Source organism: Prevotella sp. MGM2 (assembly GCF_002933955.1).
In the GTDB taxonomy this organism is placed as follows: Bacteria; Bacteroidota; Bacteroidia; order Bacteroidales; family Bacteroidaceae; genus Alloprevotella.
In genome coordinates, this window is the sequence record NZ_BEWW01000284.1 from 1 (window position 1) to 22,043 (window position 22,043).

Here is a 22,043-nt window from a genome sequence, read left to right on the forward strand (position 1 = left end):
AACAAATGCACCGGAATTTCGGCTTGACCCCTTTTTACCAACATAGAGATCCGACGAATAAAAATCAATTTTCATAGCATCAGTATTGATGACAGATGATTTTATGTCTCTTATCTGAGAATATATCGTCTGTAATTTATCTTGCTGGACTTTATTCAGTTTGGACGTTGTTTTCTCTGCCCTATCTTGTTGGTTTCCCATAGCTATACGGGCAATTCCTTTTTTCTTATTCAACTTTTCCCCACGTACATTATGCTTTTGCTGGCGTTCCATGGCATTCTGTACCTCTTTTAGGGCTTTCTTCAATTCTTTCTGCCGATTACCCAATAGTTCCATTTTAGAGTGAAGTTCCGCCTCTTTTTGGCTTTTATATGCATCATAATTCATCGGATAGAACCGGATACCTTCTGCCGACATTTCATATATAGCCGACATTAAATTAAGCAAAGTTCTGTCATGACTGACAACAAGCAATGTTCCGGCGAACTGCCGAATGTATTCATAAAGCTTTTCCCTTGCCTTCAAATCCAAATGATTGGTCGGCTCGTCCATTAAAATGAGTTTTGGAGCGTGCAACGAAATTCCGGCTAGAAACACTTTGGTTTTCTCTCCCCCACTTAAATCATTCAATGCTGCACTCAATGGAATATTCCCGATATTCCATTTATCGAGAGCAGCCATAGCTTGCTCTTCTATATCCCACTTATCATCAAGACATATAAAATTACTTTCGGTAACATCTCCATCCAAGATAGCATGTAATGCTCGGATTGTTTCAGAAAAACCTAAAGCTCCTACTATCGTCAGAGAATCATACTGTCCGAAAAGTTGAGGAATAAAATAAGGCTCACTCTCACAAATAACAGCACCAGATGCTGATTGTAACCGATGAGCTATTATTTGCAAAAGTGTGGATTTTCCACTACCGTTATGCCCTGTAACAGCACACTTCGTATTTGCAGAAACAGAAAAACTAATATTATGAAACAGAACTTCCTTATCAGGATGAATATAGGTAAGATTTTGTACTTGCAAACTCATTATAACCTGTAATAATTAAAAATAAAAACCTTATTCAAGAATGAAAATACCAACTCCTGAATGACAAAACTTTTAGGTTTCTTTTTTTATTACATGTTACAGATTATATAATTCTGACACCGCAAATTTATTTAAAATACTGCAATCTGGCAATAGAAAGGTAATAAAAAACTCCTATAGGCCTAAAATACATCAAGCATTACTCTTTTTTTAAAAAAACGGAGATGCATCAATAAATACACATCTCCGTTTTACCAATAAGGCACGTGACCTTTTACTTCAAATCATTTGTACCTTTCATGTCTATCTCTTCTCCATTACTGTCATAGAAAACATATTCAAGATATGAAAGTTTCTGATTGGGAATAATTTTCAGTCCCATACCATATTTCACTTGCCATTTGCGCTTGAGACTTACAAGTCCCTGATTAATATATGCAGCAACAAATGGGTGTACGTGAAGTCGGATTTTCTTAATACCTAGTTTGTTGACAAGCGTATTTATCTTGTCTTCCAACACATCTGTAAACAGCAGACTGGACTTTATCTTGCCGCTACCTCCACAAGTGGGACAGGCTTCTTCCACACTGACATCCATGGCAGGTCTAACCCGTTGACGGGTTATCTGCATGAGTCCGAATTTAGAAAGTGGAAGAATATTATGCTTGGCTCTATCGCTCCGCATATTTTCCACCATGCGTTCGTAAAGTTTCTGCCGGCTTTCAGGCAAAGCCATATCGATGAAATCAACGACAATAATGCCTCCCATATCGCGTAACCGGAGTTGCCGGGCCAATTCGTCCGCCGCTCCCAAGTTCACATCCAAGGCATTCACTTCCTGCCCTTCCGGTGACTTTGAGCGGTTACCGCTATTTATATCCACAACATGTAAGGCTTCCGTATGCTCAATAATCATATAAGCACCATGCTTATAGGTTATTGTCCGTCCGAAACTGGACTTTATTTGTTTGGTTACAGAAAAATTGTCAAAAATAGGAACATTTCCGCTATAAAATTTGACAATCTGCTTTCTATCGGGAGCAATTAAGCCCACATAATCATAAATTTCGTTGAAAACATTCTTATCGTTAACATAAATGTTCTCATAGGACGGATTGAATAAATCTCGGAGTAGTGCGACTGTCCTGCTGGTTTCCTCATAACAAACAAGCGGTAACTTTTCCGCATTCTGTCTGCTCTTACGCACTTTTTCAATGGCGTCCTCCCAGCGCTTCAGGAGTATTCTTAATTCGGAATCCAGTTCAGCCACTCTTTTACCCTCAGCCACCGTCCTGATAATCACACCAAACCCTTTAGGTTTAATGCTATGAATAAGTTGTTTCAGACGCGTGCGCTCGGCACCGCTTTTTATTTTTGAAGAAACGGATATTTTGTCACTAAACGGTGAGAGAACGAGAAATCTTCCAGCAAAAGACAACTCACAAGTCAGGCGAGGCCCTTTAGTAGATATCGGCTCTTTGACTATTTGTACTAACAGCTCCTGACCTACCTTTAAAGTGTTTTGTATGCTACCGTCTTTTTCCAGAACCGGCAGTCCGGTTACTTTATTGGGCGTTACAGTTTTCTTTCCGTCGCCCAAGAGTTCCAGGTATTTCTCCAATGAACGAAACCGCGTCCCTAAATCGAGATAATGTAAGAAAGCGTCCCGTTCATGTCCGACATTCACGAAGCACGCATTCAGCCCCGGCATAAGTTTCCGGACTTTGGCCAAATAAATGTTACCTACCGAAAAATGCTCCGCGCGCCCTTCTTTTTGAAATTCAACCAATTTTTTATCTTCAAGAAGTGCAATGGATATTTCTTTCGGCTGGACATCTACAATTACTTCGCTAGTCATTGTATCATTCAAAATATAATATTAGTCCCCCTATCATTTAAAAATCCCAATAACCTGATTACCGGTATTCTTACAGACAGGTTTCTTTGATGTAAAAAATGTACCAATAAGCAAATCGCACAGACCAGTGTACGTGTTACGTATTGGCACATTTGTCTTTAGTGAAGACAGAGGAGCGCTTACTTGCTCTTATGTCTGTTCTTTCTCAGTCTTTTTTTACGCTTGTGCGTAGACATCTTATGTCTTTTTTTCTTCTTTCCGCTGGGCATAGCTTTATGTTTTTAACGGTTAATAAATTAATTGATTATTTGATTTCCTGCATAAAAGTCTTTGCCGGCTTAAATGCGGGTATGTTATGTTCCGGAATGATAATTGTCGTGTTCTTAGATATATTACGCGCTGTTTTCTGAGCACGTTTTTTAAGGATAAAACTACCAAAGCCGCGGAGATAAACATTCTCCTCTTTGGCAAGCGATTCCTTAACAGAAGCCATAAAAGCCTCAACTGTATTCAGAATAGTCGTTTTATCAATACCAGTCTTGTCAGAGATAGAATTAACGATGTCTGCTTTAGTCATCTTAGCTATAGTTATTTATGTGTTAAACTTTCATTTTTTGCGAAATCGGGTGCAAAGATATAATTTTCAGTTGGTTTGACGAAGTGAACGTCCGCCTTTTTAAATCTTTGCCGGAATTTTTTCAATTCTGGCGATATGACGTCCGCCTTCAAAAGAGGTATTGAAAAAGGCATCCATTATTTCGCGTGCCATTTCATTGGAAATAAAACGGCCGGGCATTACGAGCACATTGGCATCGTTGTGCAAACGGGTAAGCCGGGCTATTTCGGGCATCCACACCAAAGCCGCCCGGATAAACTGATGTTTGTTCAGTGTCATGGAAATGCCTTCGCCACTCCCGCAAATAGCAATACCGCGTTCACACTCACCGTTCTCCATCCCGCAGGCCAGTGCATGAGCATAATCGGGATAGTCACAACTATCTTCGTTGTACGTACCGTAATCCTCATAGGCTATCCCTTTTTCATCGAGATATTGTCTGACATATTGCTTCAAGGCATAACCGGCATGGTCGCTTGCTAATCCTATTGGTTTCATTTTCGTTTTCTTTTGAAAAGGTTTCAGTTTATTTTTCTACTTATACCTCTTTTCCCAAATACTTAAGTACTTCTTTGTGGATATTGGCCGGAGTGAAGCCCAATTTCTCATCGAGAACGGTGAAAGGAGCACTGAATCCAAAACTGTTCAGACCATAAACTCTACCATTCCCGCCGACAAGTCCTTCAAACGTTACAGGCAGGCCTGCAGTCAGTCCGAAGACTTTAGCATTACGCGGAATGAGGGCTTCCTGATACTCGGCCGGTTGCCGGCGGAAGAGTCCTTCGCTGGGACAACTCACAACACGCGCCTTTATATGATCGGCTTTAAGCAGTTCGGCTGTCTCGGCAAGGGTGCTGACTTCTGAACCAGAAGCCACAAGTATGACATCGGGATCAGTCTCCGGCACAACTTCATAGGCCCCTTTTTCCACTCCCTTATAGTCCGTTGCGGCAGGAAGGTCCTTTACATTCTGACGGCTGAAGATTAGTGCCGTGGGGGTCTGACGGTTTTCCATAGCCAGACGCCAGCATTGGGTTGTGGCATGGACGTCGCACGGACGGAACACACGCACACTGTCAAGCCCGCTGTGATTTCTGAGTTTTTCCATCAGACGAATCTGAGCTTCCTGCTCTACGGGTTCATGAGTCGGGCCGTCCTCGCCTACGCGGAAAGCATCGTGCGTCCAGACGAACTTCACAGGAAGTTCCATGAGAGCGGCCATACGAATAGCCGGTTTCATATAGTCAGAGAACACGAAGAATGTTCCCATGGCCGTAATGATACCTCCATGGAGTGTCATACCAATGCAAAGACATGCCATGGTCAGTTCAGACACACCGGCCTGCAGGAAACCGCCGGCAAAGTTAGAGCGGGTAATATTTGTGGTATGCTTAAGAAAGCCGTCGGTCTTGTCAGAATTGCAGAGGTCGGCCGAACTGACAATCATGTTGGGCACATACTCTGAAAGAAGGGCCAGACAAACTGCAGAGCCATTGCGGGTCGGCGAGTTGGGTTTCTGCTGGATGCTGTCCCAAGGGATTTCAGGCAGTTTTTCGGCCAACCAGTTTTTCAGTTGTTCCGCCTTTTGCGGATTAGCTGCGGCCCACTCAGCCTCTTCGGCTCTTAAAGTAGCCACCATCCCCCGCAGTTCCTCCTTGCGTCCGGCATACATTTCAGCCACTTCCGGACGGATGACAAACGGGTTGTCAGGGTCCGCGCCAAGATTTTTGACAGTATTCACATAAGCCTCGCCTCCGAGAGGTGCCCCATGCGTGGAGCAATTGCGCTCATAGCTGGAATTGTCGGCCTTACGGGCTCCTTTTCCCATAATGGTGTGACCGATGATGAGGGTAGGCCGTGCCGTTTCCTGATTCGCGGCTTTAAGAGCCGCACGGATCTGCTCACAATCGTTACCGTCTATTTCAATGACATTCCAGTTCCAAGCCCGGTATTTCATTGCCGTATCTTCTGAAATAACGGCAACGGTTTCGGTAGACAACTGAATCTCATTGGCATCGAAGAACATAATAAGGTTGTCAAGCCCCAAATGTCCGGCAATTCGGCCGGCGCCCTGCGATATTTCCTCCTGAATGCCGCCATCGGAGATATAGGCATAAATCTTTTCACGTTTAAACCCGGGATTCTGCGTGCGTGCATACAAGGCTTTGGCCGCAATGGCCGCGCCCACGGCATAGGTGTGTCCCTGGCCGAGCGGTCCGGAGGTATTCTCTATTCCGCGTTCAAAGTTCACTTCGGGATGACCGGGAGTGGGAGCTCCCCACTGGCGGAACTGTTTCAGCTCATCCAGTGTAAAGCGTCCGATAAGAGCCAGTTCCGAATAAAGCATCGGCGACATGTGACCGGGATCAAGGAAGAAACGGTCGCGACATTCCCACGTAGGCTGATCGGGATCGAATACCAGAAATTCAGAATAGAGTACATTGATAAAATCCGCGCCGCCCATGGCACCGCCGGGATGGCCTGATTTAGCTTTTTCCACCATCGCTGCGGACAAAACGCGAATATTGTCTGCTGCAGAATTCATAAGCAGAGAAGGGTGTTCCATATCTTTTATTAAGAGTCGGTTTTGTGAAAATCGAAGCAAAAATACAAAGAAATGTCTGACAGGCAAAATATTGTACCATATTAATTGCAGCGGAAACGCGTTTCTTGAGCGTTTCACCTCCAATCATGACACCGTCCTTTGAGTAACATGAGCATCTGACACTTTTTCACAAACAAAAAACTGTATTTTATATTTATTTATATATTATTAAACAATTCACCCTATAAAAACTTTCTAAATCTCTGCCACCATTGACAGTACAAACTACTAGAAACCTAAACCCAACAACAATACTGAAGAAAAAATTACAATACGGGAAATTCAAATTGCAATACGGGGATTTTTTATAGAAAGTATTGTTTTTCAAGCTCAAAAGCCTCATTCAAACAGTCCGAAAGAACACAAAAAAAAGATGCCCGCACATACGTAGTGCGAGCATCCGCTATACATCTTTAACCGTCGCGACACATCCGTTGCCCGCCGGTTAAAACTATTCTTTACTGTGAATCCGGAGTCCTTCTCCGGCAGTTTCCCCGTCTCTTTCACCGGAGCCCGCGCCCCTCAAAGGTCCGGGAGAATGTGACAATACAAGAGACGTTCATCGCAGAGCCCCTACGACACCTGTCTCTGCCCCCTGATAACAAGAAGCTATGCAAAGATACGGATTTTTTCAAGAAAATCCAAATCAGACTAAAGGTGCCCAAACAGAATACCGCTCTCAAATCTTAAAAAAAGTTTTGATTAACGCTTTTACATTTACTTTTGCACTATCTTTGCATAAGCTAAGACAAAACTACAGTCTGACACACCGGCAAGCTGTCCGAATTCTGCGGAACAGTTTTTCCTGTATCAGGACTACGATACTCCAAACCTATTGTGTAACAAGAAGTAATCACTTTATGAAAAAGACAGCCATAGCCACGCTGCTCCTGATGGTAACCATATCACTTCCAGAGGTTTCGGCACAGCGCTCAAAGCGTTCCATACCCAAGCAGACCCTGAACGACAGTGTGGCAAAAATTGCGCAACTTTATTCCGATTCCCTTCTGAACTTATCGCACCGCTTCGCCTCATGGCGTTACACCGGTAGCGACACTCTGTCCAATCCGTACTATTACCCGGTATTTTCGCCCGCCACTTTCTTCACAGCTCCAGTAAGACAGGCCATGGCTTTGAAAAATCCGGACATTCCCCTCCGCACAAACGCCGACACTCTGGTCAGCACCGTTTATGACGCCTTGAACTATGTTTATGCTACAACGCCATGGGTGGTACGCTATGACGAACGCAACACCGGCGAAGCTAAAGTGCAGGAAATAGCCAAGGACATCAAGCCGGAAGTGAACCTTTCGAAAAAAGCGCCTGCCGCTGCCAACGATGACAATGACTATTTCCCTAATGACTGGGACATTGTTGTACGCCGGCCCAACTTTTGGAAAATAAAAACCCAGTTCGGACTGAAAATAGCTCAAACCCACGTGTCAGACAACTGGTACAAGGGCGGCGAGAACAACATGAACTGGTGGTCGCGGTTTTACGTGGAAGCCAACTACAACAACAAACAGAAAGTAGAATGGAACAATTCGCTGGAAATGAAACTCGGATTCATTACTTCTCCCAGTGACAAGAAACACAAATTTAAAGCCAACGACGACCTCATACGCCTGATAAACAAGTTGGGACTCCGCGCCACAAAACATTGGTATTACACCATTTCATTGCAGAGCTGGACCCAATTTTACAGAGGTCTCAAAGCCAACGACAACTGGGTGTATTCCGATTTCATGTCACCGTTTTACAGCGACCTGTCCATTGGTATGGAATACAAGCTCAACGTCAAGAACTTCAATCTCACAGCCAACATGGCTCCCGTAGCCTGCAAATTCACGTATGTAGACCGTAAATATCTGGCAACCAGTTTCGGACTGAAAGAAAACCGCCACACCAAGTTCGACCCGATAGGTTCGACTATCACAATCAACTACACATGGAACATGTTTAAGAACGTGTCGTGGCGGAGCAGGATCTACTATTTCACCAACTATAAGAAAGCCCTGTTTGAATGGGAAAACACATTCAACCTGAGGATAAACAAATACCTGAGCACCGAACTGTTCCTCTATCCCCGCTTCGACGACAGTGTCAACCGTGCCGAAGGCGATTCTTACTTCCAATTCAGAGAATATCTATCTGTCGGGCTTGACATATCGTTCTAACCTGTGACAGTCAGAGAAACGTCCTCTCAGCAGTCTGCCCGACGTGCTGCATCTGCCAAACGCCCGTAGCCTAGAACAGCGTGTCCGGCATGCCAATTCCAACAAAGTCCCAATGAATATATTTGTTATACATAACAACTACCCGTCGGCATACAATAAAACGGATGCCGACGCGTTTATTATAGAAAAGCCGGTGATATACACGCTCACCGACACAGCTCTCACAAAGGACGGAAAACCGTTTTTCATTCCCGACTTCGCATCGCCATGCACCTTTCAGATGTCATTGGTGCTACGCATCAGCCGGCTGGGACGCAGCATATCGCCCCGTTTTGCCCACCGGTATTACGATGCCCTTACCGTCGGAGTCATGTTTACGGCTCAGAACTTGTTTGAATACTGTGTCAGCCACTCTCTTCCATGGGAAATGGCAAAAGGATTTGACGGGGCAGCCGCACTGGGACGATTTGTCACCTTAACGGAAGAAAGCAAAGCTCTGTCCGGATATGACTTTCATCTGGAACGCGACGGGGAAACCATACAAAAATCCGGTATGACACAACCTCGCTTCTCTCCGGAAGAACTTATCGCCGATATCAGTCGTTTCTACACCTTGCGACAAGGCGACCTGCTATATTATGGTTTTCCGTGCTCTCCCGAAAAAGCGACAGTCAACACCCGTCTGACCGCTTTCCTCGGCAATACGCAGGTTTTATCCTTTAACGTCAAATGAAAGAGCCACACACCGACAGAACATTCCAACCACTTTCATCCTCTTAGCACATGCGCCGTTTATTCCTGCATATCCTATCAGTTATCTGCCTTTGCTCCCCTATCCAACTCCGTGCCGTGGAGAACACACTTCCGACAGACAGTAACTTCACAAACTTATTGCCAGAAAGATATCCGGTGAGCGCAGAAACATTACCGCTTTTCACCACGCAGATAGAGATAACTCTGCCAGAAAGCACCAATAGTCTGGAAAACATTGTCAGACTGGAGTATCCGGAATTCGCACCGCTCTCTTCCGAAGAAACAAAAATAATCCGGCAGGCAAATCATCAAGTCCCAGACTCCATAACCTTGCAGGCTGATTACGGCATCAGCCGCAAAAAAGGCATACTGGATGTTTCCTTTTGCCCTGTTATCCGGAAAGGCGGCACCTACTATCGTCTCATCTCATGCAAGCTGGCGGTCAATCATACTATCGGCAGGACCGCCTTATCCGCCACATCCAATCCCGGCAACCGTTGGGCGGAAAAATCCGTTATGGCAACCGGCCGATGGGTTAAGATCAGGGTAAGCGCTGAAGGGATTTACCGTTTATCGTCAACAGACCTCAAAGCTATGGGCTTTCAGGATATATCCCGTGTGAAACTATATGGATACGGGGGGCGGCTGCAACCGGAGGCATGGACTTTCAATGGCCACAACCGCATACCTGACGATTTGAACGAAGTTCCCCTTTACCGCCGCAAGGAAGACGTGCTATTCTTTGCGGAGGGCACTGTGCGCTGGACATGGAATACCGCCAGACAACAGTGGTATCATGAGAACCAGCCTTACTCCCGATATTCCTATTATTTCCTAACCGAAGGCAATAATCCGGCCGGTTTTTCCACACTGCGGCCAAATACCATTTCCGACAACATCATTTCTTCCGTCACAGCTTATACGGTTTATGACAATGATGCCGCCAGTTTTTATAACGGCGGTAGAGAAATGTATGATGCTTACAATTTCTCCACTGGTAACTCCAAGACTTACAAACTGCAGGCTCCCGGAGCCATTGCGGGAGAAAACGCCATAGTGGCCATAGGCATTGCCGCCAGCAATTCCATGAAAGCCACAGCAGTCGAACTGTCTGTGAACGATAACCGACTGGCACAATTCAACATCTCACGCCATGGATCTGAAGAAATAGCCCGTGAAGCACGACAATATTACAAGACCAAGGCCATTACAGACAACAATATTTTTTCCATACAGACCTCACAAGGCAGTTCCGCACGGCTCAATTATCTGCGCGTCACTTATCAGCGTGCCTTAAGTGCCACGGACGATGGTATAGCCTTCACGCCCAACATGTCAGGTGCGGCCACCTTGCAAATAGCTAATGCCACCGGCAATACAGCCATTTGGCAGATAGGTACGGCTGATTTACCTACGACTGCCATTGAGTCAAAATTAAGCGGCACGACATTACACGCCGATATCGATGATGCTTCCCAACGTTTTGTTGTGGTAGATTTAAATAAAGACTACCCAGCCCCGACTATTGTCGGTGAGGTGGACAATCAGAACTTACACGCTGACCCTGCCGCCGATATGGTCATTATTATTCCGGCAAGCAACAAACTCAAAGCCCCCGCAAAGCGTCTGGCGGAATTTCATCGCGGAAGAGGACTTCGGGTAAACGTTGTGCAGACCAGTGAACTTTACAATGAATTCTCATCCGGAACTCCTGATGCCTCTGCTTACCGGCGTTATCTGAAAATGCTCTACGACCGTGCAAAATCGCCACACGACATTCCCCGCTATTTACTGCTGTTTGGAAACAGCGCATGGGACAACCGCATGCTTTCTGCAGAATGGCAAGAAAAAAATCCGGACGACTATCTCTTGGCCTTCGAAGTAAGTGATGGTGCCCGTGAGGCTTTTTCCGCCGATTTATCTATAGGTAATTTAAGAAGTTATGTTACTGACGATTTTTTCGGATGGCTGGATGACAATGAAGGGACTAACTACAATACCAACAAACTGGATATTGCCATAGGACGTTTCACATGCACAGAAACATCGGAGGCGAATGTCTTAGTTGATAAAACTATCGCCTATGTCGAAAACAAAACTCCGGGAGCTTGGCAAAACCGGGTTTATTTCCTGGCTGACGATTTGAACAATACGCTTCACATGAGAAGTGCGGAAACAACAATCAATTATTTTAACAAAGCTACTTCCAACCGTTTCTCCGTCCGTAAAATTTATTGGGACGCCTATAAAAGAACTTACACTGCTACGGGCTATGCTTATCCCGAAGTGCGCAAGCTATTACAGGACTATATGTCTCAAGGAGCACTGATGCTCAATTACACCGGACATGGCAGCCCTGATCAAATTTCATATGCCCGGATATTATTGAAAGAAGACTTCAATATTTCTTCAGAAGGGCGTTTACCTTTATGGGTAATGGCCTCATGCGAAATATCCCCTTTTGATTCCGACAAAGAAGATATAGGCCGTAACGCGCTCTCCAATCCTTCAGGCGGAGCCATTGCCGTGATGTGCGCCACCCGTTCCGTCTATGCCGACCGAAATGAGATATTGAACAACTATTACTGCACTTACCTTTTCGAAAAGGACAGCGAAGGACGCCACAACAGTGTTTCCGAAGCATTACGCCGTGCAAAAGTCGCTTTAGTAGAAACCGGAGGCGATGCCACAACGAACAAGTTGAAATATGTTTTACTTGGCGATCCTTCGGTTGTACTAGCGGCTCCACACACAACCATTTCAGTAGATTCCATTAATGGCGAAGCAATTGCCCCCAATCGTAAATGGCAAATGAAAGCCGGAGAAAAAGTCCGCTTTGCCGGCCATGTGAACACCGAAGCCGGAGAAAAGGATAAAACATTCAACGGAACTGTTACGGCAACCCTTACCGACCGTCTGGAAACCATTATCTGCCAAAACAATTCAAAAGGTGAAAACGTTATGACCTATCAGGACCGTACGAAAATACTCTTCGAAGGCAGTGACTCCGTACATAACGGACTTTTTTCCATTTCATTTGTAGTCCCGCGTGACATCAACTACTCGAAGGATAACGGACGCATAACGCTTTATGCCGTAAATGACCGGCACACTATTGAAGCAAACGGCGAAAACCAGCAATTTTATTTTAACGGTACAGAAACCGGCCAAGCAAACGATACCATCGCGCCAAAGGTCTACCTATATTTAGACACACCGGACTTTCCCGATGGAGGCATTACCTCATCCTCGCCTGTATTCTTTGCCAGAGTAAGCGACAATATCGGTCTGAATGTTACCGGTAACAGTATTGGACACAACATAGAACTGATTTTAGACAACAATACGGCCGATGCCATTACACTTAACAGTCATTTCATCTATGACTTTGGCAGTTACAGCAGCGGTACGGTTTCTTATCCGTTGAATAACCTGACATCCGGACCTCATCATCTGAAATTCCGCGTTTGGGATGTGAACAATAATGTGAGCACCTCATCGTTATCATTTCATGTAGGAGACCAACGCACAGACGGTATGGACATAAATGCCACATCCAATCCGGCTTATAACTCAACAAATTTTGTGACCATCCTCCCAGAAGAAATGGGTGGGAACCATACCGTCACCACTGATGTATGGGACATTAACGGCCGCAAGGTATGGAGCACGGAAGTCTTAACCGGCGGACGTTATTGCGTTGTCCCCTGGAATCTTTCCGGCAATGACGGAGCACCGTTGCCTTCAGGCATTTATCTTTATCGGGCCAAAGTCTCTGAGACCGGAGTCTCCTCAGAAAGCAGCGTAAAGAAATTAATAATCATCAGAAAATAACAGAAAGGAAAAAGATCAATGGAACATAAAAGAATCATAGCTATTTGCGCTCCGCTCATATTGTTTTTCGTCATGGCCCATGCCGATGACGGCGATGATTTGAAAGATCAGTTTAACCCTGTCATGACAGCTGTCACCTCTCAAAGCATAGCAGCCGATGCGCGTGCCGCCGGTTTGGGTGATATAGGAGCAGCTACCGATCCCGATGTCAACTCCCAAAGCTGGAACCCGGCCAAATATCCGTTCACTATCAGCCGTGCCGGTCTGGCAATCAACTATACCCCCTGGTTGAGGCAATTGGTTAATGACATAGCCCTCCTTAATGCCGCCGGTTATTTCCGTATCGGCGATTATCAGGCCGTCAGCGGTTCCTTGCGTTATTTCTCCCTTGGCGATGTATCGGCCGGCGACATGACAGTAAAACCTTATGAACTGGCTGTCGATGTGGCTTATTCGCGGATGCTGAGTGAAAAATTTTCAGCCTCCGTTGCTTTGCGCTATATGTATTCAGACCTCAGCGGGCACTACGACGATAACGTCACACCGGGTTCCGCCTTTGCAGCCGACCTCGCCTGCTATTACAATAATTATGTCATGATGGGCAACAGGGAGTGTCAGCTGGCCTGGGGTTTGAATATAAGTAATATCGGTACAAAAATCAATTATGGCGAAGATTATTCTTATTTTATCCCTACCAATTTACGTCTAGGTCTAAGCTATACCATTCCTGTGAATGAATATAACCGTTTCTCCATTTCTGCAGACGTCAACAAACTGCTCGTTCCCTCCAAGCCTCTGCAAGGTGCTGACGAAAGCAACGAAGAATATGAAGAACGTATTCGTAATGATTATTACGACATGTCCTCCATTTCCGGCATTTTCAAGAGTTTCGGCGACTCTGAACGCGGTTTTAAAGGCGAGATGGAGGAAATACAGTGGAGCATCGGTGCGGAATACACCTACAACGACAAATTCAGCCTGCGTGCCGGCTATCATCATGAGAGCGAAATGCAAGGCAACAGGAAATATTTCACGGTCGGCGCCGGTTTCCGCATGAATGTGTTGTCCATTGATGCCGGCTACGTCATAGCCACGACGCCCAGTAACCCTCTCGACCAAACTCTGCGGGTATCGCTGGCGTTCGACTTTGATGGCATTAAGGATTTCTTCGGCCGTCGCCGTTAATTTTCCACATATAAACTATTTCACAATGAAAATACGAGTAGGAATGGGCTACGATGTCCATCAGTTCGCAGAGGGCCGCCCTTTATGGCTAGGCGGAATAGAAATACCCCATTCTCAGGGACTGTTGGGGCACAGCGATGCCGATGTTCTCATACATGCCATTTGCGACGCCTTGCTGGGTGCCGCTGCCATGCGCGACATAGGCTATCATTTCCCCGACACCGCAGAAGAACTGACAGGCATAGACAGCAAAATCCTCCTGAGGCAAACCATCAACCTACTGGCCGATGCCGGTTGGAGAGTGGGCAATATTGATGCCACGGTTTGCGCAGAACGCCCTAAGCTCAATCCGCACATTCCTGCCATGCAGGCCTGCATGGCAGCACTGATGGGCATTGATCCAGAGGATGTCAGCATCAAAGCCACCACTACTGAGAAGCTGGGATTCGTAGGCCGCCAAGAAGGCATATCAGCCTATGCCGTAGCCTTAATAGAAAAGTAAAACAATAATACGCGCATTCCATCTACTGGCGGAATGCGCGTATATTTATTATAAGTCAAACAACAAGCAACCCTATGCAACGATTTTTCAAAGCCCTTGGCACGGCTTGTTTTTTATTCATGCCAGTTGCCGCCCAGTCACAGTCAGACTGGAGCGACTATTTTTACCGTTCCATGACGGCAGATAAAGGAACCCCGGTCACATTGCCGGCAGATGCTAATAAAAAGATTTCAGAGGATAAGATCGGCATCTCGCGCGATTTCATGTGGAAAGCATGGCTAAATGCCGTGAGACGCCGGCCTGTTCCCCATCTCATTCCTGCCGCCGCTCTGAGCGACAGCAGCCGCGGAGAACTAGCTATCCCCGACAGTCTTGAACCTGCCGCTGTCATGCCTTATTATTACGGTCTGAAAGGAGACTTGGCAGCCACCGGCAACACCTCCGTTCCCACCTATCTCTATCTGCACGGTTCCGGCCCCAAAGCCCAAGAATGGGCAGCAAGCCTGTCATGGGCCAAAATCTTTGCCGATGCCCCTTCACGTTATTTCATTCCGCAAATTCCCAATGAAGCTCCTTACTACCGCTGGTGGCAGCGTTCCAAACAATGGGCATGGACCTGGTTGTGGCAACAGTTGACTCTCACCCCCGGTTTTGATCCCGACCGCTTCTACATTTTCGGCATCTCCGAAGGAGGATATGGCAGTCAGCGGCTGGCTTCTTACTATGCTGACTATCTGGCAGCCGCAGGCCCCATGGCCGGCGGTGAACCGCTCATCAACGCGCCGGCCGAGAATCTGAGCAATATCGGTTTCAGCCTTCTGACCGGAGCCAAGGACTACGCTTTCTGCCGCGACCGTTACACCCGGATCACCGGCGAAACACTCGACAGTCTGGCGCAAAGCGGCAGCGGAATCTATGCCCACCGTGTGCAACTGATTCCGGAAATGGGCCATGGCATTGACTACCGTCCCACAACGCCTTGGCTGTCGCAATTCCGACGCAACCCTTGGCCACGCCGTTTCGTGTGGGAAGATTTCGCCATGGACGACCGTCACCGTTCCGGATTCTATAACCTCCGGTCCGACCGACAATTACCCGACAGCATCCGCCTACGGTATGACGTTGACATGTGCACCCCCAACATCGTGAAAATAACGGTCAACCGCGTGGAGTATATTCCCACGGAAAAAGATACTACGTGGAATATGACTTTGCGCTGGAACAAGCAACAAACTCTTGAGAACGACTATGCGTTCACCGTCTTCCTCGATGAGCATCTGATAAATATGAACGAGCCTGTAACCGTCATTGTCAACGGGCGGCGCGTCTTCCGCGGCAAATTACGCCCTACGCTGTCAGCCATGGGAGAGAGCATAGCCACTTATGGCGATTTACGACGTATCTTCACAACAAAAGTCAGCGTAAGCAATAATAATCGTACAACTCATTAAATCCAGCATTTCCCTAACCTCTGAAATTCAGTTGGGCGCCCTTTCGACATTAACATTTTTAACTTTCCGTTACATTTGAGAGTCATGTTTTCCCGACTCCTAGTATTGAAGTTAGGAAAGTCCGTATTGAAATTTCAACTCGAATCCTTGGACTTTAAATTGCAATAAGTGGAATTTTCATAAAAAACAGAGCGAGAAACGGCTGGAATATGGCCTGAAAACACTGGAAAAGCGGGACATCCCAATGGGAAGTCCCGCTTCGCTATTACAAAGATACAACATTTTCGCCCCAAAAGCAAAGTGTGTTAAAATACACAGACACCGTTTCCACATGCGAGATGCCCCGGATATCACATGTGACCATAACCTGTCTGTAATCAGTCAACAATCTCTCAACTGACACCGGAAAATTTCCGAAGTTGTCAGATAACAGTCACACCCGTTAATGGCTGACATCTAAAAACCGGCAGCGGTTTTAAAAAAATGTTGTGCAAATCTGTCAATTTAAAATAAATTGTTACTTTTGCGGTGTACGTCACAAACAAAAACTTACACACCCATGAAGAAAACCATTTTGGTTACCGGTGGCACCGGTTTTATCGGTTCGCACACCACCGTAGAACTGCAGGCAGCAGGCTACGAAGTTGTTATTGTTGACAACCTTTCCAATTCAAACGCTGATGTCGTTGACGGCATTGAGAAAATCTCGGGCATTCGCCCGGCTTTCGAGAAGGTGGACTGCTGCGACCTTCCGGCTTTGGAAAGTGTTTTCCAAAAACACCCCGGCATTTCCGGCATCATCCACTTTGCTGCCTCAAAGGCAGTGGGCGAAAGCGTGGAAAAACCGTTGATGTATTATGAAAACAATTTGCTTTCACTCATCAACCTTCTGAAACTCATGCCGAAGTATGACGTAAAAGGCATCATTTTCTCCTCCAGCTGCACCGTTTACGGCCAGCCAGATCCCGAAAACCTACCTGTTACGGAACAGGCTCCCATCAAAACGGCCGAAAGCCCTTACGGCAACACCAAGCAGATTAACGAAGAAATCGTTCAGGATTACGTCAAGAGCGGTGCTCCTATCTCCGCCATCCTGCTGCGTTATTTCAACCCTATCGGCTCCCACCCCTCCGGCATCATCGGCGAACTTCCCAACGGTGTGCCCGCCAACCTCATTCCTTACCTTACGCAAACAGCCATCGGCATTCGCCCATGCCTTTCCGTGTTTGGCGACGACTACGACACTCCCGACGGCTCTTGTATCCGCGACTTCATTTACGTTGTAGACCTTGCCAAGGCACACGTAGCTGCCATGTCACGCATTTTAGAAGGCAAAAACACCGATCCTGTTGAGATTTACAACGTCGGTACAGGCCGTGGCGTCTCCGTCTTTGAACTTATCAACACGTTTGAGCAATGCACTGGCGTGAAACTCAACTATAAGGTAGTGGACCGCCGTCCCGGCGACATCGAAAAAGTGTGGGGCAATGTTGACAAAGCCAACCAAGTGTTAGGCTGGAAGGCAGTCCACACACTTGAAGAAGCACTTTCCTCCGCCTGGAACTGGCAGAAGATCTTACGTGAGAAAGGCATCATGTAAACCTTTTCAGAAAACTATCATAACATTTGTTTAAGGGTTAAAAGTTAAGAGCCGGTTTTGTTCAAGAACTGCCCGCCTGTTAGCTTTTAACTCTTAAATTATTTTGTTTAAAAACAGAAAACCGGAAAAGCCTGTGTCATACAAAACACCTTGCTACATTTTAGAGGAGAAACTGCTGCGCCGTAACCTGGAACTGATCAGCGGCATTGCCCGACGGGCAGACGTTGAGTTCATTCTGGCGTTCAAGGCCTTTGCCCTTTGGCGAACTTTCCCCATCTTCAGAGAATACATCAGGAGTACAACCGCATCCTCACCCTACGAGGCACGTCTGGCACTCGAGGAGTTCGGACAAAAGGCACACACTTATTCACCCGCCTATGAAGACGGTACATTCGATGAGATAATGCGGTGCAGCAGTCATATAACTTTCAATTCCCTCTCGCAATATGAGCGTTTCCACTCACGCCTGACAGCACGTGGAGGCATATCGGCCGGCCTGCGCATAAATCCCGAATACAGCGAAATAGAGACCGAACTTTACAACCCGTGTGCTCCCGGTTCGCGCTTCGGCGTATTGGCTGATAGCCTACAAAACGGTCTGCCCGCAGGAATCGAAGGCTTTCACTGTCATTGCCATTGCGAAAGCGGAGCTGAAGCATTGGTCAATACGCTCAGGCAGCTTGAAAAAAAGTTCGGCCGATGGCTGAAAGAAATCAAATGGCTGAACTTGGGAGGCGGACATCTGGTAACGCGGCAGGGATACAATATCGGCTTGCTGATAAACACCCTCAACGGACTCCATGAACGCTACCCGAATTTACAGATTATTCTGGAACCCGGTTCGGCCTTTGCCTGGCAAACGGGGCCACTCGTAGCCTCTGTTGTCGATATCGTGGAAAACCACGGAATAAAGACCGCGATTCTTAATGTCAGCTTTACCTGCCACATGCCCGACTGCCTTGAAATGCCTTACCGGCCTGCCGTGCGCGGCGCAGAAACCCTTGGAGGCGAAGAGGCCCGTGGACATGAAACAGAAGCGGACGTGTACAGGTTGGGCGGCAACAGTTGTCTGAGCGGTGACTTTATGGGATATTGGCGCTTTGGCAGGAAACTGGCAGCAGGCGACACCGTTGTTTTTGAAGACATGATACATTATACAACCGTAAAGACAAATATGTTCAACGGCATACATCATCCCTCGCTCGTCTTGCAGCGGCTGGACGGGACTTATGAGACATTGCGCGACTTCTCTTATGATGACTACCGCAACCGCATGGATTAATACTGAAACAGTTTTACTAAACACAATATGAAAGAAACATCTTTACCAGAAAACGCCTTCCGCGAACTGAAAGAGGGCGAAGAGTACGACCCCCTCATGAAACCAGGCCAAAGCTACAGGGAAGTGACCCCCTGGTCTGTCACATGGGGAATTGTCATGGCCATTATTTTCTCAGCAGCCACAGCCTACTTAGGACTTAAGGTAGGACAGGTTTTCGAAGCCGCCATACCCATCACCATCATAAGTGTAGGCGTTTCAGGCGCCATGAAACGCAAAAATCCCCTGGGCGAAAACGTAATCATACAAAGCATCGGAGCCTGTTCCGGCATGATTGTCGCAGGCGCCATATTCACCCTTCCTGCACTCTACATCCTACAACACAGTTATCCCGACATCGCCATCAACATCCTGCAGGTCTTCCTGGCCTCGTCACTTGGCGGCATTCTCGGCATACTGTTCCTGATACCCTTCCGTAAGTATTTCGTGAAAGACATGCACGGTAAATATCCTTTTCCCGAAGCCACCGCATCCACTCAAGTACTTATTTCAGGCGAGAAGAGCGGCAGTCAGACACGTCCCTTACTCATTGCGGGTCTGATAGGCGGCCTTTACGATTTTGCCGTTGCCACATTCGGTGCCTGGAGCGAGAACTTCACCAGCAGAGCAGTGGATTTGGGAAATACAATAGCCGATAAGGCCAAACTGATGTTCAGCATAAACACCAGCGCCGCACTGCTTGGAATGGGTTATATCGTAGGTCTGAAATATGCCGCTATTATTTGTGCGGGATCTGTTACCATTTGGTGGATAATAATTCCGGCCATCGCACTTATATTCCCCGATTTGAATGTTGCCGCTGTACGCCAGCCTGAAATACTCGCCGCTGCCGCCACGCCTGAGCAGATTTTCGGTTATGCCAAGAGCATCGGAATCGGCGGTATAGCCATGGCCGGTATCATCGGAGTCATCAAAAGCTGGGGTGTTATCCGGAGCGCTTTCGGCTTGATGGGAAAAGTTTTCAAGGGCAACAAGGAGGCCGTTGAAGAAGAACCGCGTACACAGCGCGACCTGCCAATGAAGATCATCGCTATCGGTGCTACCGTTACAATACTTCTGACAACACTTTTCTTTTTCTTCGATGTGATGGAAGGAAATCTGCTTTTCACCATCGTAGGAATTATTATTGTGGCCCTCATCGCATTCCTTTTCACTACCGTAGCCGCCAATGCCATTGCCATTGTAGGCTCCAATCCCGTAAGCGGCATGACGCTGATGACACTCATCCTGTCTTCCATCGTTATGGTACTGGTGGGATTAAAAGGCACAGGCGGCATGGTAGCCGCTTTGATAATGGGCGGTGTGGTTTGCACTGCTCTTTCATCGGCAGGCGCTTTCATAACAGATTTAAAAATCGGTTACTGGTTGGGCAGTACGCCCCGCAAACAGGAAACTTTTAAATTTGTAGGTATCCTTGTTTCGGCAGCCACTGTTGCCGGTGTCATCATGATACTGAACAAGACATACGGATTTACCCCCGATAATTCCGATGTAATGGCTGCTCCTCAAGCGCGTGCCATGGCTGCGGTCATTGAACCTCTGATGAGCGGCGAAGGTGCCCCGTGGTTACTCTACATCATTGGTGCGGTCATTGCCATTACACTCAATTTCTGCGGTGTGTCACCGCTGGCTTTTGCCTTAGGCATGTTCATTCCACTGCAATTGAACCTGCCGCTCATCGTGGGCGGTTTTGTCAGCTGGTACGTAAGTTCCCGTTCGAAAGACGCCTCTGTGAATACCGTCCGTCAGGAGCGTGGCACGCTTCTGGCTTCGGGCTTTATTGCCGGTGGCGCGTTGATGGGAGTGGTCAGTGCCGGCCTGCAGTTCGGCGGCATCAACTTTGCCAATGAAGCCTGGCTGCAAAACAATTTGAGTCAGGTGGCATCGCTGGTAGCCTATTCGCTGCTGATCCTCTTTTTGATAAAAGCCACAATTGATAAAAAATCCTGACTCCTAAAGCATTCCGACTGAAAAAAGCCTATTTTAATTGGTCATTCGGGAAAAAAGATGTAAATTCGCGCCGTCGTTACGAGATAACGGCATTAATTCAAACCTATATAAATAAAAAGAAATGGCAACTAGAATTAGATTGCAACGCCACGGCCGTAAGGGCTATGCGTTCTACAGCATTGTTATTGCTGATGTAAGAGCACCACGTGATGGTAAGTTTACTGAGAAGATTGGTACTTATAACCCCAACACCAATCCTGCCACGGTAGATTTGAATTTTGAACGTGCTTTGTATTGGGTGGAAGTAGGTGCACAACCTAGCGACACCGTTCGCAATATCCTTTCCAATGAAGGTGTCATGCTGATGAAGCACTTGAAAGGCGGCGTTCGTAAAGGCGCTTTTGACGAAGCTGCAGCACAAGCCAAATTCGAGGCTTGGAAGCAAGCTAAAGACGCTAAGAAAAACGATGTCATAAGCAAAACGGCTGCCGAAAAGAAAGCCGCTGCTGAGGCACGTCTCGAAGCTGAGAAAAAAGTCAACGAAAAGATTGCAGAAAAGGTTGCCGACAAGAAAGCTGCCGAAGCTGCTGCCAAGGCTGAAGCCGAAGCTGCCGCTCAGGCTGCAGAAAACGAGGCTACGGAAGCCGCAGAAACAACTGAAACAGCTGAAGCTCCTGCCGAAGCTTGATTTTCAGAAAAACATTCAACTTATGATCGAGATTGCACCTATTATGGTGCAATCTCGATTCGTTTTCAACGATATTGATACCTGTTATGCCTTTAAAAAGAGATACCTAAAAATCTTTCTAAATCATGCTTTTTAAAGAAAGCAGAAAGAAAATACGTGAAAAGCGGGGTTCCCATTAAGGAATACCCCGCTTGGCTGTTATTGACATACGACATTTTCCGCCCAAAAGCGAGAAATGCTAGAATAGAGAAGACACAATAATCAAAACAAAGAAAAAAAGGTCATGTGAGAGGCGGTTGGCGGGGATTATTAACAGAAGTTCTTCCTCTTTGAGGCATAAAGTTCATCAAAACAACGGTTAAGCCTCTTTTTATATTATTTACTCACGCAGAAAATCGTATCTTTGCACCGGCCTGGCAGTTCCCTCCCACATGTGTGGGGACT

General features: G+C 46.7%; 15 protein-coding genes. 10 read left to right on the forward strand and 5 right to left on the reverse strand.

The window, feature by feature from the left end; all coding sequences use genetic code 11:
* The 5 genes from C5S62_RS08420 to C5S62_RS08440 form a co-directional block, all read right to left on the reverse strand.
* Positions 1–1,041 (reverse strand): ATP-binding cassette domain-containing protein (locus C5S62_RS08420; RefSeq protein ID WP_133159551.1); only part of this gene is annotated, 1,041 nt, incomplete at its 3' end.
* A gap of 274 nt (positions 1,042–1,315) precedes the next feature.
* Positions 1,316–2,899 (reverse strand): Rne/Rng family ribonuclease, encoded by a 1,584-nt coding sequence (locus C5S62_RS08425; protein WP_104404938.1) that lies wholly within the window; start codon positions 2,897–2,899, stop codon positions 1,316–1,318.
* Between the two features lie 304 nt (positions 2,900–3,203).
* Positions 3,204–3,476, reverse strand: coding sequence for an HU family DNA-binding protein (locus C5S62_RS08430; protein ID WP_104404939.1), 273 nt, complete (start codon positions 3,474–3,476; stop codon positions 3,204–3,206).
* A 99-nt stretch (positions 3,477–3,575) separates the two neighbouring features.
* Positions 3,576–4,013: a ribose 5-phosphate isomerase B gene (rpiB, locus tag C5S62_RS08435; RefSeq protein ID WP_104404940.1), complete on the reverse strand. Its 438-nt coding sequence runs from the start codon at positions 4,011–4,013 to the stop codon at positions 3,576–3,578.
* Positions 4,014–4,053: 40 nt separating this feature from the next.
* Entirely contained in the window at positions 4,054–6,081 is a 2,028-nt protein-coding gene (locus C5S62_RS08440) for a transketolase (RefSeq protein ID WP_104404941.1), read from the reverse strand.
* Positions 6,082–6,980: 899 nt separating this feature from the next.
* On the opposite strand from C5S62_RS08440, the gene C5S62_RS08445 reads away from it, so the two are divergent.
* The 10 genes from C5S62_RS08445 to C5S62_RS08490 all read left to right on the forward strand — a co-directional run bounded on the left by C5S62_RS08445 (position 6,981) and on the right by C5S62_RS08490 (position 21,599).
* Positions 6,981–8,297, forward strand: a complete 1,317-nt coding sequence (locus C5S62_RS08445) for a DUF3078 domain-containing protein (RefSeq protein ID WP_172486272.1) — start codon at positions 6,981–6,983, stop codon at positions 8,295–8,297.
* Positions 8,298–8,409: 112 nt separating this feature from the next.
* On the forward strand, positions 8,410–9,030 hold the full coding sequence (locus tag C5S62_RS08450; RefSeq protein WP_104404943.1) for a fumarylacetoacetate hydrolase family protein: 621 nt from the start codon (positions 8,410–8,412) through the stop codon (positions 9,028–9,030).
* 50 nt (positions 9,031–9,080) lie between these two features.
* Positions 9,081–12,884, forward strand: a complete 3,804-nt coding sequence (gene porU, locus C5S62_RS08455; protein WP_104404944.1) for a type IX secretion system sortase PorU — start codon at positions 9,081–9,083, stop codon at positions 12,882–12,884.
* Between the two features lie 18 nt (positions 12,885–12,902).
* Positions 12,903–14,069, forward strand: a complete 1,167-nt coding sequence (porV, locus tag C5S62_RS08460; RefSeq protein WP_104404945.1) for a type IX secretion system outer membrane channel protein PorV — start codon at positions 12,903–12,905, stop codon at positions 14,067–14,069.
* A gap of 25 nt (positions 14,070–14,094) precedes the next feature.
* Positions 14,095–14,571, forward strand: a complete 477-nt coding sequence (gene ispF, locus C5S62_RS08465) for a 2-C-methyl-D-erythritol 2,4-cyclodiphosphate synthase (RefSeq protein ID WP_104404946.1) — start codon at positions 14,095–14,097, stop codon at positions 14,569–14,571.
* Between the two features lie 74 nt (positions 14,572–14,645).
* Positions 14,646–16,022: a hypothetical protein gene (locus C5S62_RS08470; protein WP_104404947.1), complete on the forward strand. Its 1,377-nt coding sequence runs from the start codon at positions 14,646–14,648 to the stop codon at positions 16,020–16,022.
* A gap of 559 nt (positions 16,023–16,581) precedes the next feature.
* Positions 16,582–17,622, forward strand: coding sequence for a UDP-glucose 4-epimerase GalE (galE, locus tag C5S62_RS08475; RefSeq protein WP_104404948.1), 1,041 nt, complete (start codon positions 16,582–16,584; stop codon positions 17,620–17,622).
* A gap of 133 nt (positions 17,623–17,755) precedes the next feature.
* Entirely contained in the window at positions 17,756–18,904 is a 1,149-nt protein-coding gene (gene nspC / locus C5S62_RS08480) for a carboxynorspermidine decarboxylase (protein ID WP_104404949.1), read from the forward strand.
* 27 nt (positions 18,905–18,931) lie between these two features.
* Positions 18,932–20,911 carry an OPT family oligopeptide transporter gene (locus C5S62_RS08485; protein ID WP_104404950.1) on the forward strand — a complete coding sequence of 660 codons (1,980 nt, stop codon included), beginning with the start codon at positions 18,932–18,934 and terminating at the stop codon, positions 20,909–20,911.
* A 121-nt stretch (positions 20,912–21,032) separates the two neighbouring features.
* Positions 21,033–21,599, forward strand: coding sequence for a 30S ribosomal protein S16 (locus C5S62_RS08490; protein ID WP_104404951.1), 567 nt, complete (start codon positions 21,033–21,035; stop codon positions 21,597–21,599).
* Positions 21,600–22,043 lie beyond the last annotated feature (444 nt).

Bases quoted from the DNA above. Each gene is read 5' to 3' on its own strand.
- galE (WP_104404948.1), top strand. From the start codon at position 16,582: ATGAAGAAAACCATTTTGGTTACCGGTGGCACCGGTTTTATCGGTTCG.
- C5S62_RS08490 (WP_104404951.1), top strand. From the start codon at position 21,033: ATGGCAACTAGAATTAGATTGCAACGCCACGGCCGTAAGGGCTATGCG.
- porV (WP_104404945.1), top strand. From the start codon at position 12,903: ATGGAACATAAAAGAATCATAGCTATTTGCGCTCCGCTCATATTGTTT.
- C5S62_RS08440 (WP_104404941.1), bottom strand. From the start codon at position 6,081: ATGGAACACCCTTCTCTGCTTATGAATTCTGCAGCAGACAATATTCGC.
- C5S62_RS08445 (WP_172486272.1), top strand. From the start codon at position 6,981: ATGAAAAAGACAGCCATAGCCACGCTGCTCCTGATGGTAACCATATCA.
- C5S62_RS08430 (WP_104404939.1), bottom strand. From the start codon at position 3,476: ATGACTAAAGCAGACATCGTTAATTCTATCTCTGACAAGACTGGTATT.
- ispF (WP_104404946.1), top strand. From the start codon at position 14,095: ATGAAAATACGAGTAGGAATGGGCTACGATGTCCATCAGTTCGCAGAG.
- C5S62_RS08425 (WP_104404938.1), bottom strand. From the start codon at position 2,899: ATGACTAGCGAAGTAATTGTAGATGTCCAGCCGAAAGAAATATCCATT.
- C5S62_RS08450 (WP_104404943.1), top strand. From the start codon at position 8,410: ATGAATATATTTGTTATACATAACAACTACCCGTCGGCATACAATAAA.
- C5S62_RS08470 (WP_104404947.1), top strand. From the start codon at position 14,646: ATGCAACGATTTTTCAAAGCCCTTGGCACGGCTTGTTTTTTATTCATG.
- C5S62_RS08485 (WP_104404950.1), top strand. From the start codon at position 18,932: ATGAAAGAAACATCTTTACCAGAAAACGCCTTCCGCGAACTGAAAGAG.
- rpiB (WP_104404940.1), bottom strand. From the start codon at position 4,013: ATGAAACCAATAGGATTAGCAAGCGACCATGCCGGTTATGCCTTGAAG.
- porU (WP_104404944.1), top strand. From the start codon at position 9,081: ATGCGCCGTTTATTCCTGCATATCCTATCAGTTATCTGCCTTTGCTCC.